Here is a 16,770-nt window from a genome sequence, read left to right as displayed (position 1 = left end):
TCTAACCGACTGTTGTAATCTATACAACAGTCGGTATTAACTATCAATAAACACAACATTATGAAACAAAAATTCTGTTTTTCAGTATTTCTTATGGCAATTTTATTTGCCACAAGTAGTACTAATGCTCAAAATGAGTACACACAACGCTTTCTCGATTTACGAGAAAAAATGAATGATCCGAACAACGGATACTTTAGCAAAGATGGGGTACCCTATCATTCTGTTGAAACACTAATGGCTGAGGCGCCTGATCATGGCCATGAAACTACTAGTGAAGCCTATTCTTATTGGATTTGGATGGAAACTATGTATGGTGGTATTACTGGTGATTGGACCTACCTAAATAACGCATGGCAAAAAATGGAAGAAACGGCTATTCCAACATCTGCGATGCAACCTACTTCTGGCGATTATGACTCTGGAGCTCCTGCTACTTTCGCAGCTGAATGGGAAACTCCGGATCAATATCCATCTTCTTTATGGACAGATGTTCCTGTAGGAAAAGATCCGATATCAGACGAATTAACAAGCGCTTATGGTTCTGACATATATGCCATGCACTGGTTATTTGATTGTGATAACTTTTATGGTTACGGTAATTTAGGTGATGGTGTTAGCACTCCTAGTTATATTAACACATTCCAACGTGGTCAACAAGAGTCGGTATGGGAAACTGTTCCACATCCATCATGGGAAGACTTTACTTGGGGTGCTGTCGAAAACGGAGGATTCTTACCATTGTATATTGAGGAAGGTAATCCTGCCAAACAATGGAGATATACAAATGCTCCTGATGCAGATGCACGTGCAGTACAAGCAATGTATTGGGCTGTTCAATTTGCTAAAGAGCAAGGTTTAGATCCTAAATCAACTATTCCTACTGCGAAAGCAAGTAAAATGGGAGATTTTGTTCGTTTAGCAATGTTTGATAAATATTTTAAGCCTATTGGCTCGGAAGATCTTCATGGTCCTGGTGCCTCAGGTTACGAAAGTGCACATTATCTAATGTCTTGGTACTTCTCATGGGGTGGTCCTCTTGAATCAAATAATTGGGCTTGGAGGATTGGTTGTAGCCACTCACATTTTGGATACCAAAACCCAGTTGCTGCTTATGCTTTAAGTCAAACAGAAGAACTTAAACCAATAACAGCAAATGGAGCTTCTGATTGGGAAAAGAGTATGCAACGTCAGTTAGAATTATATACTTGGTTACAATCAGCTGAAGGGGCTATTGCTGGTGGAGTATCAAACTCTCATAATGGAAGATATGATGAATACCCAGCTGGCGTATCTACGTTTTATGGAATGGAATATCAAGAACACCCTGTTTATCACGATCCAGGTAGTAACCAATGGTTTGGTATGCAAGCTTGGTCAATGGAAAGAATTGCCGAGCTGTATTATATTTCTAACAACGAAATGGCCAAGAGTCTTCTTGAAAAATGGATTCCTTGGGTTAAAAGTGAAGTTAAACTTACTGATGATGGTAGCTATGAAATTCCTGCTACTCTTGAATGGACTGGACAACCTAATACATGGGATCCTTCAAATCCTCAAGCTAACACTAACCTACACGTAACTGTTAGTGATTACTCTCAAGATCCTGGTATTGCTGCTTGTCTTGCAAAAGCCATTACGTATTATGCTGCAGCAACCGAAAAATATGATTCCCTTGATACTGAAGCTCGCGATTTAGCAAAAGAAATCCTTGATAGAATGTGGGATAACTATTACGAAGCTGATGGCCTAGGTATAACGGTTGAAGAAGAACGCAAAGATTACAAACGTTTCTTTGAACAAGAAGTATATGTTCCTTCTGATTATAGTGGTACAATGGCAAACGGAGATGAAATTAAATCCGGTGTTAAATTTATCGATATTCGTTCTGATTATAAAAATGATCCTGAATTTGCAAAACTTGAAGCTGCATATAATGCTGGTGAAAGTTACAAAACTGCTTACCACCGTTATTGGGGACAAGCAGATATCGCTCTTGCTAACGCAGAGTATGGAAGGTTTTTTGGTGAACAAGATACTGTGTATGTTACAGGTATAACAATACAACCCAAAACTCTTACTATCACAGTTGGAACTACTTCACAACTATCTGCTGTAATTACTCCAGTAAATGCAACTGATAAAGAGGTAATATGGAGTTCTGATGATGAAGCTATTGCAACAGTAGATGCTGATGGAATTGTAACAGGTGTTTCTGTTGGTACTGCTACTATAACTGTAACAACTGCAGGTGGAGGCTTAACTGATACTTGCATTGTAACCGTTAAGGAATCTCTAATGGGCGGGAACAATGAGTACACTAACCGTTTCCTTGAATTACGAGAAAAAATGAATGATCCTGATAATGGGTATTTCAGTAAAGATGGTGTACCATACCATTCAGTAGAAACACTAATGGCAGAAGCTCCGGATCATGGTCATGAGACTACCTCTGAAGCTTATTCTTACTGGATCTGGATGGAAACGATGTATGGTGGAATTACAGGAGATTGGTCTTCACTTAATAATGCTTGGACTAAAATGGAAGAAAAAGCTATTCCAACTACCGAAATGCAGCCAAATATTAGTAATTACGACCCTTCTGACCCAGCTGATTATGCAGGAGAGCACCCATTACCAGATTACTACCCATCAGCTATAGAAAGTTCTGTTCCTGTTGGACAAGACCCTATTTCTAATGAATTAAATAGTGCCTATGGTTCTAATGTATATGCTATGCATTGGCTATTTGATTGTGATAACTTTTATGGTTATGGTAATTTTGGTGATGGTGTAAGCACACCTAGTTATATTAACACATTCCAACGTGGTGAACAAGAGTCGGTATGGGAAACTGTTCCACATCCATCATGGGAAGACTTTACTTGGGGAGCTGGTGAAAATGGAGGATTCCTTCCATTATTTATTGAGGATCCAAACCCTACTAAGCAATGGAGATATACAAATGCTCCTGATGCTGATGCGCGTGCAGTACAAGCAATGTATTGGGCTGTTCAATTTGCTAAAGAGCAAGGCTTAGATCCTCAAACTACGGTACCTACTGCTAAAGCTAGTAAAATGGGTGACTTTGTTCGCCTTTCTATGTTTGATAAGTACTTTAAACCAATGGGAGTTCAAGATAAAGATGGCGAAGGTGCTACTGGTTACAATAGTGCTCATTATTTAATGTCGTGGTATTTTGCATGGGGTGGACCTATTGAAACATCAAGCTGGTCATGGCGTATTGGTTGTAGCCATAATCACTTTGGTTACCAAAACCCTGTTGCTGCATATGCATTAAGTCAAACAGAAGAACTTAAACCAATTACAGCCAATGGTGCTACAGATTGGGGTAAAAGTATGCAACGCCAGTTAGAATTTTATACATGGTTACAGTCTGCCGAAGGTGCAATTGCTGGAGGTGCAACAAACTCTTGGAATGGTAGCTATGATACCTACCCAGCAGGTACTGCAACTTTTTATGACATGGCTTATACTGAGCACCCTGTATATCATGATCCAGGCAGTAACCAATGGTTTGGTATGCAAGCTTGGTCAATGGAAAGAATTGCAGAGTTGTATTATATCTCTAACAATGAAATGGCTAAGAATCTTCTTGAAAATTGGATTCCTTGGGTTAAAAGTGAAGTTAAACTTACGGATGATGGTAGCTATGAGATTCCTGCTACTCTTGAATGGACTGGACAACCTAATACTTGGGATCCTTCAAACCCTCAAGCTAACACTAACTTACACGTAAACGTTAGTGATTACTCACAAGATCCAGGTATTGCTGCTTGTCTTGCTAAAGCAATTACATACTATGCTGCAGCAACAGAAAAATATGAAACTCTTGATACTGAAGCTCGTGATTTAGCAAAAGAAATTCTTGATAGAATGTGGGATAACTATTATGAAGCTGATGGTTTAGGTATTACAATAATTGAAGAACGCGAAGATTATAAACGTTTCTTTGAGCAAGAAGTATATGTTCCTTCTGACTATAGCGGTACAATGGCAAACGGAGATGAAATCAAATCCGGTGTTAAGTTTATCGATATTCGTTCTGATTATAAAAATGATCCTGAATTTGCAAAATTAGAGGCTGCTTATAATGCAGGTGAAAATTACAAAACAGCTTATCACCGTTATTGGGGACAAGCAGATATCGCACTTGCAAATGCAGAGTTTGGTAGATTCTTTGGTGTTAATACTCCTGCTGATGTAACTGGTGTTGAAGTTAGTCCTGACTCTGTTACATTATCTATTGACCAAACTGTAGAATTAACTGCGAAAGTATTGCCATATAATGCCACCAACAAAACAGTAACATGGTCGTCAAGTGACGAATTTATTGCTACAGTTGATAGTGATGGTAAAGTTACAGCAATCGCACTTGGTGAAGCTACAATTACAGCAACTACTGAAGAAGGTGGATTTACTTCTTCTGCAATAATTACGGTTTCAACAATTCCTACTTACACATTAACTACTGCAGTTTCAGGTTCGGGTAGCATAGCGTTATTGCCTATAGGCGGAACTTATACTGAAGGTACAATTGTTACATTAACTGCAACTGCAGCAGAAGGTTTTGTATTTACAGAATGGTTAGGAGATATTACAGGCTCCACAAACCCAGTTGATATTGTAATGGATGCTGATAAAAACGTAACAGCAGTATTTACAGAAGTATCTAGTACTTGTCCTAATGCAACGCCAATTACTTTAACACATAAACAAGATGGCGCAGGTACTTACTTATGGACTACAACTGACGAAATAGGATATGTTAACTCATGGAATTTAGATGAGCTTATTATTAACGGAACAGATTTTACCAATAGATGGTCAAATACTATGCCTGATAAAATAGACGGCAAGTATTGTATTGAGTATAAATCATCTGTTGATTGGGGTCATGCTGAGATATTCAGTGCTAATAAAAGCGCTACTGACATATCAGAAAAATCAAGTTTAAGTGAACCATTAAGTATTTATCCTAATCCGGCGAGAGAAAAAGTAACTATTCGTGGAATTGATAAAGCTATACGTATTGTAATTACAGGAAATTCGACTCGTACAGTTTATAGTCAAGAGCTAAATGGTGAAAAATCAGTGTTAGTTAACACTAATGGTTTTGCTAAAGGACTTTACTTTGTAACCGTAACAAGAACGGATGGTAGTACAGATTCTAAAAAACTAATAATTAAATAATTTTCTTGGTTAACCGATGCAGAATATTCTGCATCGGTTTTTTTATATAAAGTTATTTAAAGTAGTACTGAAAAATTGTAAGTCACTTCTGAATTTTACAAACATCATAAAACTACTTTACAAACTCTAATCCAAGAAGAAACAAAACTACAACAATGAAAAAAATAATATTAATACTCGCAATATTGAGTACTATAGGTACAATGGTTGCACAAAATGTAAAGATTAGTGGTAATAAATTTACTGTAGATAATAGTGAAATATGGTTCAATGGAATTAACACCCCTTGGCATTTATTTGGCGATTTTGGCCGTCATGACTTTGAGCCTGAATGGTGGTCTAACGAATTTGAAAAATACAAACAAAACAATATTAACCTAGCAAGAGTTTGGGTACACATGTCGGGAGAATTTAGCCCTAACATTGATGCTACAGGCTTTGTTGACGGCACAAATGATATTTTTTGGGATCATATGGATCATTTAATGAATGTATCCGAAGAAAATGAAGTTTATGTTATGCCAGCACTTTTCTCGTTTGATATAACTAAAGATGGATATGCAACAACTGCTGAATGGAGAAAGTGGATTCAAAGCGAAGCAAATATTCAAAGTTATATCGATAATGTTTTAATACCAATGCTTGAGCGCTATGATAACAGAACCTACTTATTGGCTTGGGAAATTTGTAATGAGCCTGAGTGGATGTTTGAAAATTCAGAACATGGTCCGCAAGAGTTCAACGACGTTCAAAAAATGCATGCTATGCTAGCTGCTGCAATTCATGAAAACTCAACAAAGTTTGTAACAACTGGTTCTGCTGCACCAAAATGGAATTCGCCTATTTATGATGATTGGGGTGATTATGAAGGTAATATGTTTTCTGATGAAGCGCTATCTGCAGCTATCAATAACCCTAATGCATTTCTTGATTTCTATCAATACCACTGGTACCCTTGGCAATCAGAATGGATGAGTTCACCTTTTACAATGACCACCGCCGAATACGACGTTGATGACAGACCTGTTATTGTAGGAGAATCAGAAGGAAATGATGTTTGCGATAAATATGTTTGTCAAACAGTTTCTGAAATGTACGAAAGTGCCTATACAAATGGTTTTGATGGCGTATGCGCTTGGAAAACACCACAGAATGACGGACATGGTACCTTTGAGAATATAGCCGAAGCAACTAATAATTTTTACAACAATCATCCTAACTTAATCTATCCGATAGGTTCTGTATTAGTGCCTGCTACTGGAGTAACACTTTCTGATGATTCTGTAATTATTGAAGAGAGCAAATCAATTAAACTCACTGCTAGCCTAATACCTAGTAACGCTTCTGATAAAAGAGTTACCTGGGAATCATCAGTACCAACTGTTGCTACTATAAGTAGTGGAACAATCACTGCAATTTTAGAAGGTGAAACTATTATTACAGTTACAACAAATGATGGTAGCTTTATCGACAGCTGTGTGGTTACGGTAATAAAAAGAGAACCTGCATGTGCCAATCCTAGTAGCATTGTATTACCTCATAAAGTTGATGGTGAAGGAGAATTCTGCTGGCAAACCTCTGCTGATTTAAGCTACATCAACTCATGGAATACAGATATAATTGAGATTAATGGTGTTGATATTACCAACACGTATACCAATAGCTTTCCTGATAAAATTGATGGTTTATACAATATCTATTATAAAGGATCATATGATTGGTCGCATATTGAAGTTATTAGTAGCGATCTAAAATCAATTTCGCATGATGCAATAAGCAATTCTACAGATATTATAATATATCCTAACCCAAGTAGCGATGTTGTTAATATTAAAAATACAATCAATGTAAGTTCTTATACTATATTAAATGCAACTGGTACAAAAGTAGCATTTAAGGAAATAGCCGATTGTAATTCTATTGAGATTCCTGTATCTGCATATTCAACCGGATCATACTTTGTAAAACTACAATATGTGGATGGTTCCGTTAATACAAAAAAGATAGTTATTAAATAAAAAAGTGCGCTAGGTAGCAATTCTGTAGTATGCTACCTAGCTTATTTTAGCTTAATAAAGCTAACTTATTGATAATACATTACACTTATAATTTATATACACACCGAACCCAATTGGCTCAAGGATAGGAACGGCATCCTTTGTGAGCCCATTATGGCGAAACAAAGATATAGTGTATAGCCCGGCCTGAGCTTTTGAGGCGAAGGAAAGCTCCAATAATAAAGAAGAATTGATTAATCAATTAAAACTGAAATTATGAAAAAAATAAAACAGTTGCTCATATTTGCATGCCTATTGCTAATTAGTTTGTGCATGAATGCAGAAACTTGCAAAAAAAACTATTTAACAGCTCAGGGTAATCAGTTATTTGATGCTGATGGTAAGGAGGTTTTTTTACGTGGCGTAAATTGGTTTGGCTTTGAAACTCAGATGGGGTATTTTCATGGCATTTGGGCACGTGACCATAAAAGCATGTTGCAACAAATAAAGGATTTAGGGTTTAATTGTATCCGGATACCTTGGAATAATGCCATATTAACACAGGATATTAGTGGTGACATAAATGCATATGGAACTGACCCATACTCGGGTGTTTCACCTATGAATGAAATTGAAGCCACCAAAACCAAATCGTTAGAAATATTGGATATTGCTATACAATGGTGTCAAGAAAATAATATGAAGGTGATATTAGATAATCACTCTCGAGAACCTGATGGCTATATGACAGAAGAATTGTGGTATACCGAGAAGGTAAGTCATGCAAAATGGATTGAAGATTGGATTTTTATAACCGAGCGATACAAAGAATATGATGCGGTTATTGCAATGGATATTAATAACGAACCACATGGTGCATACGGTGGTGGATCGAGATGGGGAACTGGTGATATTAAGAATGATTGGAGATTGGCTGCACAAGAATGTGGTAATGCAATTTTAGAGGTTAACCCTGATGTGCTAATTATGGTTGAAGGAACGGAGGAGTTTGAAGAAACTAGTTATTGGTGGGGTGGCAATTTGCAAGGTGCAAGGGATTATCCTGTTGAATTAACGCATCCTGAAAAATTAGTTTATTCGCCACATGAATATGGACCAACAGTGCATATGCAAGATTGGTTTTCGAGCCCAGATTTTCCGGATAATATGCCCGGCATATGGGAAGAGAACTTTAATTATTTACATACTTTAAATACTTCGCCACTATTTTTTGGTGAATTTGGTATTAAGGATGAAGGTGGCCAAGATGAAGTTTGGTTTGATAAGTTTGTGGCTTTCATGGGAGAAAAAGGACATCATTGGACATTTTGGTGTTGGAATCCAAATTCAGGTGATACAGGTGGGTTGTTAGATGATCAGTGGCAAAACGTTGTGGATTGGAAAATGGACAAACTGCGCCCTTATTTAGTAAGCGAGATACCAAATTGCCAAACTAGCGTGGTTATACCAGTAGATGGCATAAGTGTTAACCCTGATAGTACAACTCTAAATGTTGGCCAAAATACACAAATAACTGCAAATATATCTCCGAGTAATGCAAGTAATAAAAATGTAACTTGGAAAAGTAGTAATGAAACTGTAGCTACTGTAAATAGTTTGGGTGAAATTACTGCAGTATCTATTGGTAATGCCACAATAAGTGCTATTACAAATGATGGCGATTTTACGGCAACCAGTAATATTACTGTAACAGATGCTATTACTTATACATTAACAAATACTACTAGCGGCATGGGTACAGTAAGCCATATACCAGCAGGAAATACGTTTACTGATGGTACTATTGTGAGTTTAACTGCTACGGCTGAGTCTGGTTATACATTTAAAGAATGGACAGGTGATGTTAGTTCAAATGAAAATCCGACTGAGGTAGTAATGAATACCAACAAAGTAATTAATGCAGTATTTACAATACTTAGTAACGGATGCACTAATCCTACATCGATAAGCTTAACTTACAAGCAAGATGGTGCAGGTGATTATTGTTGGGTTACAGATGAGGATATTTCATATGTTAGTTCATGGAATTTAGATTCATTGCTTATTAACGGAACTGATTTTACCAATACTTGGGCTGATGAAATGCCTGCTAAAATAGATGGCAATTATTATATTTCGTACAAAGCTTCTTTTGCATGGTCACATGTTGAAATATTTGGAATGACTAAGAGCTCTACTGGTATGAAAACGGTTACAAACAATTCAACTTTATCTATTTTCCCAAATCCATCGAATGGAATTTTTACTGTTGATGGAATTGTAGATGCTAACTATATCAAAGTAACCAGCAGCAAGGGAGAGTTATTGTATAATGCTAACGTGGCCGGAATGAATACGTATAAAGTTAATCTTGAAAAATTTTCTACCGGAATTTACTTTGTAACTATTCGTTACAATGATGATAGTTATGTTACTGAAACCATCATAATAAAATAATACTGATAATTATAAAGTTCGATGTTGGATAAATAATAGGCAGTTTATCTATTTATTAACAAAGTATGTCCTGATTAATAATTATAAGCTACAAGTTATTTTTTTAATAACTGAAACTTATAACATCGAACTCATTTTTACTGATTGAACAAGAGCAATTTTTAAAATATATCAAGTATTATTCTAATATTTCTATTTTTACAGCGTAAAATAAAAATTCACATGAATAATATAGATAAGGTAAATTCAACAAGCAGTAGAGAAGATATAATTACAGAATTGGTTAAGCTTTTTGCGCCGTATGCGAAAGAGTTATTGAACTCGGGTGGTGATTTTAGCTACATGAATATGTTTGCCGATAATTTTAAGGACACCTTACTCAAACAAACAAATTTGGATGAGTTTGAGGTATTTGAAATATTAAACGAGGCTTGTGATGTTAGCTGGAAGAGCCAAACAGAATAGGTAGTTACAATACTAAAAAGCAGGTTTCAACTAAAAATATGAAGAAATATCCATGCCTCCTTATTAATTCAATAGAAGGCATGGATATTTTTATTTTTTCACATTAACCAATAACGGATTTTCGTAGTATATTTTGCTATCAGCTACAAAATCGTATAAGGTAAGTTCGCGTAAACGATAATAAGCTACCCAATAAGATTCAAGCGACGAAATATAATCGCGTTTTGCTTTTTCTCTATCTGATAAAGAAATATTTAAATCGGTAATACTTATTTCTCCATTCTGAAATTTCTTAATGGCAATTTCGTATCCATTACCTGCAACTTTATCGGCTTCCTTGGCAATTTCTAATTGCTCTTTTAACAAACCAAATTGCTCTACTTGCACAACTACGGTACGCTCAAAATTTTCTCTATCCTGCTGTACATCGAATAAAACTAAATCTCGCTTACTCTCAGCTAATTTTACGTTTGAGCTCGATTTACCCCAATCTAAAATAGGAATTGCAACGGATAGACGCACCGCTTTTTGGTTGGCAGGATCATCATATACCCCAGCTAAATCAGGCGAAATGTTTGAAGTACCATAACTTCCGTGCAAAGTAGCAGCCAAGCCATTATTTCGCTTTGCTTTGGTCAAGTCTCTATCTGCTTCAATTAACCTACGTTCGTACTGCTCCTTTTCCTTACGATTATTATTTGCCTCTTCTAAGGCTTTCTCTGCATCTACCTTAAATAAAGTCATATTAAGAGGCATTGATAACTCAATTGCAGTAGCCTGTTCTAGGCCGATATAAGATTTCAACTCAAAATCGGCATTTTTAAGATCCATATTGGCCTGCGTTAATGCTTTACGAGCTGTTAAAACTGATAAACGAATACGCGAAAAATCGTTTGCACTTATGGTTCCTAGCTGCATTTTTACTTTAGCAATACGCAAATTATCTTCACTGTTAGCTAAATTATTTTCGGCCAACTTGTAATTGGTTTGCACTCGCATATATCTAAAAAAACGCGATGTTGCTGTCCTTGATATTTGCTCAATGGATTGTATATACTGTTTTTGTGCCTCTGTATAAATTAAGGGTTCTGTTTTCTTTGACCATTTCATCCAATTGTAGGCAAATATGGGTTGCGTAAAACCTACCAAAAATGGATCTCCTGAGAAATTAATATCGTCTTTTATTAAATCTTCATTTCTAAATATAGAACTACTGGCGTAAATACGTGTACCGGTTTGTGGTATTGATTGATTTACTGATAAAGATGCTGTATTTTGAAAACGACCCACTTCTTTAAACTCAATACTACCATCATTTTGCTTTACGGGTTCAGTACCTTCAACATACTCGGGTAAATTACCACGTAAAACTAACTGTGGCATAAATTGCGCTTGGAAATTCTTCCATCTCCAATAATAATTTTCATATCTATTTTGCGCATATTTCACTGAAGATGACTGACTAATTGCCAAATCTACAACATTCTGCAAACTTAGAGGAATGGTCTTTCTTACTCTTTCTTCTTTTGGAGGTTTTATTGCAAACGCACCAATAAAACCCGACAGAAATAGGAATACTATAAATGCTCTCATTGGATCTGTTTTTAATTATTCTCGATATAATATGCAGGCAATTTTTGAAGTTGAAAATCTGAAGATATAATTACCTCATCTCCTTCTTCTAACCCTTCCTTTACTTCTATGTATTGATCGGTAACTAAACCAAGTTTAACTGTTTTCAGGATGGCACTATCCCCTTTAACAACCAATAACTCATTATCGTTTTTATCGGTAATTGAACCACCAACCTTTAAACGGTTTACTTTATATTTACCAATTCTAACTATTTCAACATCTACACGTTGATTGGGAATTAATTTTACATCTAAATCATCTGATAAATGAATTGAGAAACGTAATTTACCATTCTCTATTTGCGGCATTACTGAACCAATACGACCTGGAAAACGCTCTCCATCAACAATTACATAGGCGCGCTTACCCGTTTTAATCATCCGTTTGCGCTTACTTTCTACAGATGCCGCAATTTTTAGTCTACTCAAATCAGACATGTTTACCAATACCTTCTCTCCTTGAATCTTCTCTCCTGCTTTGGCTTCTACACTTAAAATTATACCATCAGAAGGGGCTTTTACTATCATCTTCTGTAATAACTCCTTCTTTAAAGCTAGGTCCTTTTCTTGCATTGAAATTTGCAACAACAAACCTTTCTCTTCCGTGGCAAGTTGAGCCAATTTAATAACGTTTTTTTCTTGAACGAGCTTTAGATCCTTCTGAGCTAAAACCAATTCTTGTTGCGTTTTATCAAACTTTGCTTGAGAGATACCACCCACATCTAACAATTGTTTCTGATCTTCAATGGTTGATTTTATGGATGCTATTTTTAGTTTTTTAGTTTCGGAATTATATGCCAGATCGGCTTTTGTAGCACGAGCACTTAATCTTGTTTTCTCAAGGTTGTTATATTTTACCGCAAGTTGGTCGTTAATCTGTTCTATTGAACTTTCAACACCCTTGGTATCTAACATGATAATTGCGTCTCCTTGCTTTACTCTTTGTCCTGGTTCTTTGTAAATCTTTTTTACTATGCTAGGCGCAGGACTAAGCAAAATAACTTTACTTGAAGGTTGTGCGGTTCCCTCAGCAGGTTCGAGTACTTCAATATTTCCCTTATCAACTGTGACTGATTGGAAGTTTCCGCGAACTAACTTAGTATGTTTTGATTGGCAAGAAAGCGTTAATAGCATGCCACATATAGCAAAGGCTTGTATATACGACACCATGCTAGCAGTGTTTTTGTTTTTAAACATAGATTAAAAAATATTTCGTTATTGGGAATGCTCAAAACTAATTAATGATTCTCAGAAATACAGGTAAAAAGGATCTAAATAGGGGGGGGAACTCAAAAATATTTGGCCAACAAAACAATCCTTAAACACTTATTAACATTAAATTATATATTTAAACAAAAAACCCGAACTCTACAAGTAGAGTTCGGGTTAATCTTATAATGAAGTGTTATTTATCTAACCGCTTCAATTAACTCTTTTACGGTAAGAAGATTTTGCTCACCAGAGTTCATATTTTTTAGAGTGATTTTTCCTTCCTTCATTTCATTTTCTCCCACCAATGCTACAAATGCAATTTCTTTTTTATTGGCGTAATTCATTTGCTTTTTCATTTTTGCTGCGTCAGGAAATAACTCTGCATTAATACCAGCTTCTCTAATTTCTTGTAAGGCATTTAATGAATAAAGTGCTTCTTGTTCTCCAAAATTGATAAATAATAAACGAGTAGATACAATAGAATCTTTAGGATATAAATCTAATTGATTCATTACATCGTATATTCTATCAGCTCCAAATGAAATACCAACTCCTGATACATCTTTTAAACCAAAGATACCCGTTAAGTCATCATAACGTCCACCTCCAGTAATGCTACCAATTTCCATATCTAAAGCTTTCACTTCAAAAATTGCTCCGGTATAATAATTAAGTCCTCGAGCTAAAGTAAGGTCTAGTTCAACCTCTGTTTTTACACCAACTCCTTCAATATAATTTAATACTTTCTCAATCTCCTCAACTCCCTTTAAACCAACTTCCGACGAAGCCAATACGGTTTTAAGAGTTTCAATTTTCTCGGCGTTTGTACCTCCTAAATTGATAATAGGTTGTAGCTTATCTATGGCCTCAGTGTTTAGTCCTTTTGCAGCTAACTCTTCGTTTACCTTATCTAAACCAATTTTATCAAGCTTATCAATGGCTACAGTAATATCTATAATTTTATCAGCCTCACCGATAATTTCAGCTATTCCTGTTAAAATTTTACGGTTATTCATTTTTACAAGCACATTAATATTTAGTGCTTTGTATACATCATCAACAATCTGAATTAATTCAACTTCGTTAAATAATGAATTTGAACCCACCACATCAACATCGCATTGAAAGAACTCGCGATAACGCCCTTTTTGTGGACGATCAGCTCTCCAAACTGGTTGAATTTGATAACGCTTAAATGGAAATGTAATCTCGTTTTGATGCTGCACAACAAATCGTGCGAAAGGTACAGTTAAATCGTAACGCAAGCCTTTTTCAGAGATTTGAGTGGTTGTTTTAACAGAATTCTTTTGTGCCAATAAACTCTCATCAGCCTTAGCTAAATAATCGCCTGAATTCAATATTTTAAATAAAAGTTTATCGCCTTCTTCACCATACTTACCCATTAAAGTACTGAGGTTTTCCATTGCCGGAGTTTCAATAGGCTGATATCCATATTTTAAAAATACCGATTTAATTGTATCGAAAATATAGTTACGCTTTGCCATTTCAACAGGCGAAAAATCTCTTGTTCCCTTTGGTATACTTGGTTTTTGAGCCATTTTATTTTATTGTTTTATTATTGAAGCCGCAAAGTTATGAATTTAACTGAGATGTGGAAAGCTTAATTAAACGAGTTGAATATAATTTGGAAATTCTTGTGGTTTGAAAAATATTTAAATTGTTGTAATATACAAAGAGGGAATTCGAATTTGAATCCCCCCTACTCTATTCTGATTGAATATTAATTCTTAGTAATTATAAGCGTATTCATATTCGGCTAATAGATCACTCTATCAGTGTCAAATGTATTGGATTGTAAGTGATGTTAATAGTTTATATTTTGCTTATAATTCTATTTTGGTGCTTTTGGTAAAAAATAGTAGCCTGAGACTTTAATAAAATTAATCGTCATTAAACTCGAGCCAAATCATAAAATCAATCACTTTATCAGGAACTTTTGTGCTGTCTCCTTCAGGAAGGCTTTGTTTAATAACTTCTACATTATCTGTGAAGAAAGCTTTCTCAATTCCAAGCTTCTCAATATACTTTGAATGATGACTAAATAACTGATTCAAATCCCTCACTAAGGTAGATTCCATTAAGAAGTTAGAAATCTTAGAATAGTCACTTGTCCTGATTATTTCACTTTCTCCAAATCTGTTTTTGTATTCATTTGTAATTGTTATAGCCAAATCTCCCGATTGTATTAATCGTCCATAATACATATATTTTAATGAATCGAAGTTATAATCTTCAGCCGCTTTAGGCAGAATAAGTTGCAATTCTTGAAGGCTTTTCGCATATGTACTTGACCGCGTTGAATAATCAAGGTTTTGATCTATAACTATCCTCCCATCTTCTTTTAACTCATAAAAAACCGGCTTATATTCCGAAGTGTCAGATTTAATAATAGTGAAATAAACATTTGCTCTTTTACGATAAGTTGAACCTGCCAACTCATCTGTTATTTGCCTTGTGCCTAGAATAGTATCTGAAGTAAAATGCCTATGTCTACTAAGCTCTTTACCTCTGCCATTTGAACACGATAATAAGATGAGCAAATTGAGTGCACTTAAAAGTATATTTTTCATGCTCGTGGATCTAGTAAATTGAAAAACTATAAAATTTCACAAGGTAGAAATATAATCAAACACCATAAACCAATACCATCCTTAAATTATTGTATAATCTAAACTATTATTCCTCAGTAATTATAGGAATTTGGACATTCCATGAATGAATCACACCATCGGAGTCGATAGTGTCGGCAGCACAAACAATGGCTATGGCTTTTCCATCCTCCAAATACATTTGCGGACGTTCAAGATGGTTTAGTTTCATAACATTTCCATCTTTTAACTTAATCTGAAGTTTTGATGCTAGGGGTTTTGGGGCCAATTTCCAATCAAAACCATCCTTTGACTCAAAGTAGACTAAAGCTTGTCCTTCGCTGGTGAAGGCACCATGCATGTCTTTAACTATTGCTCGGTATTTACCATTCTGATACCAAATTGATGGATCTTCAGCAGGAAAATCGTGCCCATCGGCAGTAAAAACTGGAAAATCATATTTCTTAAAAGGACCAGTTGGGCTATCAGATGTTGCCACACAATGCACCACTGGGCCGCCAGAAATTCTCTTTTTCTTTTTACCAACAGCCTTATATACCATCAGGTAATTTCCATCAGGCCCTTGGGTTATGGATGGGTTACTAACCAATAAGGCATCCATAGCAGTACTATCTTTACTCACATCAATTAAGGGAGTATCCATACGTTTCCATGGTCCATTAGGATCATCGGCAACAGCCACACCAATACGCTGGTTATTTCTATGTTCCCAATTGTAGATGATTTTACCTGGGATACAAAGGTTTTTGCCATTACCGGTATTTCCCATATAATACAAATAGTATTTTCCTTCAAATTTATGCACTGTTGGATTGTGTGTACAAAGGCCATCCCAATACTCAGCTCCACGGACTGGTAGTGTTACATTCTTATGCTCAAAGGGTCCAAAGGGTGATTTGGCAACGGCATGAGCAATCTCTGAATGTGTTACCCATGCCCAATTTAAATCTTTCTTCCAACGCGAATAATACATATGGTATAAACCATCTTCTCCCTTAACAATGGAAGCACCCCAATGCGTTAAGGTATCGCCACCACTAAATATAGATTGACGCGCTACCGTACCAAACTTAAGGTTTAAAGCAGTATTTTGTGTTTTATTATGATGGCACGATACTATCAAAAGCGTTAATGTTGCTATTATTAATAGGTTTTTCATAT

General features: G+C 35.7%; 9 protein-coding genes. 4 read left to right on the top strand and 5 right to left on the bottom strand.

All coding sequences use genetic code 11. The features are described from left to right. Positions 1-60: 60 nt before the first annotated feature. The 4 genes from A8B35_RS23595 to A8B35_RS13175 all read left to right on the top strand — a co-directional run bounded on the left by A8B35_RS23595 (position 61) and on the right by A8B35_RS13175 (position 10,133). Positions 61-5,214: a glycoside hydrolase family 48 protein gene (locus A8B35_RS23595; protein ID WP_075603174.1), complete on the top strand. Its 5,154-nt coding sequence runs from the start codon at positions 61-63 to the stop codon at positions 5,212-5,214. Between the two features lie 155 nt (positions 5,215-5,369). Beyond that, complete coding sequence (locus tag A8B35_RS13185) at positions 5,370-7,232, top strand: Ig-like domain-containing protein (protein ID WP_068473310.1); 1,863 nt, start codon at positions 5,370-5,372, stop codon at positions 7,230-7,232. Positions 7,233-7,487: 255 nt separating this feature from the next. Continuing rightward, positions 7,488-9,668: a cellulase family glycosylhydrolase gene (locus A8B35_RS13180; RefSeq protein ID WP_083634444.1), complete on the top strand. Its 2,181-nt coding sequence runs from the start codon at positions 7,488-7,490 to the stop codon at positions 9,666-9,668. Positions 9,669-9,890: 222 nt separating this feature from the next. Further along, complete coding sequence (locus tag A8B35_RS13175; protein WP_068473304.1) at positions 9,891-10,133, top strand: hypothetical protein; 243 nt, start codon at positions 9,891-9,893, stop codon at positions 10,131-10,133. Positions 10,134-10,223: 90 nt separating this feature from the next. On the opposite strand, the gene A8B35_RS13170 is transcribed toward A8B35_RS13175, so the two are convergent. The 5 genes from A8B35_RS13170 to A8B35_RS13150 all read right to left on the bottom strand — a co-directional run bounded on the left by A8B35_RS13170 (position 10,224) and on the right by A8B35_RS13150 (position 16,768). Continuing rightward, positions 10,224-11,726 (bottom strand): TolC family protein, encoded by a 1,503-nt coding sequence (locus tag A8B35_RS13170; protein ID WP_083634443.1) that lies wholly within the window; start codon positions 11,724-11,726, stop codon positions 10,224-10,226. A gap of 11 nt (positions 11,727-11,737) precedes the next feature. After that, a complete protein-coding gene (locus A8B35_RS13165) occupies positions 11,738-12,964 on the bottom strand; it encodes an efflux RND transporter periplasmic adaptor subunit (RefSeq protein WP_068473301.1) in 1,227 nt (408 codons plus the stop codon). Between the two features lie 212 nt (positions 12,965-13,176). After that, positions 13,177-14,538: a histidine--tRNA ligase gene (gene hisS, locus A8B35_RS13160; RefSeq protein WP_068473298.1), complete on the bottom strand. Its 1,362-nt coding sequence runs from the start codon at positions 14,536-14,538 to the stop codon at positions 13,177-13,179. Positions 14,539-14,880: 342 nt separating this feature from the next. Next, the gene (locus A8B35_RS13155; RefSeq protein WP_068473296.1) at positions 14,881-15,570 is read right to left on the bottom strand and encodes a hypothetical protein; all 690 of its coding nucleotides are present in this window, start codon (positions 15,568-15,570) and stop codon (positions 14,881-14,883) included. Between the two features lie 106 nt (positions 15,571-15,676). Next, entirely contained in the window at positions 15,677-16,768 is a 1,092-nt protein-coding gene (locus tag A8B35_RS13150) for a glycoside hydrolase family protein (RefSeq protein WP_068473729.1), read from the bottom strand. Positions 16,769-16,770 lie beyond the last annotated feature (2 nt).

The organism is Saccharicrinis aurantiacus (assembly GCF_001660705.2).
Taxonomy (GTDB): domain Bacteria; phylum Bacteroidota; class Bacteroidia; order Bacteroidales; family Marinilabiliaceae; genus Saccharicrinis; species Saccharicrinis aurantiacus.
The sequence above is the reverse complement of the archived record's forward strand: the minus strand, read 5'-3'. Positions and strand labels throughout refer to the sequence as shown.

Bases quoted from the DNA above. Each gene is read 5' to 3' on its own strand.
- A8B35_RS13165 (WP_068473301.1), bottom strand. From the start codon at position 12,964: ATGTTTAAAAACAAAAACACTGCTAGCATGGTGTCGTATATACAAGCC.
- A8B35_RS13185 (WP_068473310.1), top strand. From the start codon at position 5,370: ATGAAAAAAATAATATTAATACTCGCAATATTGAGTACTATAGGTACA.
- A8B35_RS23595 (WP_075603174.1), top strand. From the start codon at position 61: ATGAAACAAAAATTCTGTTTTTCAGTATTTCTTATGGCAATTTTATTT.
- hisS (WP_068473298.1), bottom strand. From the start codon at position 14,538: ATGGCTCAAAAACCAAGTATACCAAAGGGAACAAGAGATTTTTCGCCT.
- A8B35_RS13180 (WP_083634444.1), top strand. From the start codon at position 7,488: ATGAAAAAAATAAAACAGTTGCTCATATTTGCATGCCTATTGCTAATT.
- A8B35_RS13170 (WP_083634443.1), bottom strand. From the start codon at position 11,726: ATGAGAGCATTTATAGTATTCCTATTTCTGTCGGGTTTTATTGGTGCG.
- A8B35_RS13155 (WP_068473296.1), bottom strand. From the start codon at position 15,570: ATGAAAAATATACTTTTAAGTGCACTCAATTTGCTCATCTTATTATCG.
- A8B35_RS13175 (WP_068473304.1), top strand. From the start codon at position 9,891: ATGAATAATATAGATAAGGTAAATTCAACAAGCAGTAGAGAAGATATA.
- A8B35_RS13150 (WP_068473729.1), bottom strand. From the start codon at position 16,768: ATGAAAAACCTATTAATAATAGCAACATTAACGCTTTTGATAGTATCG.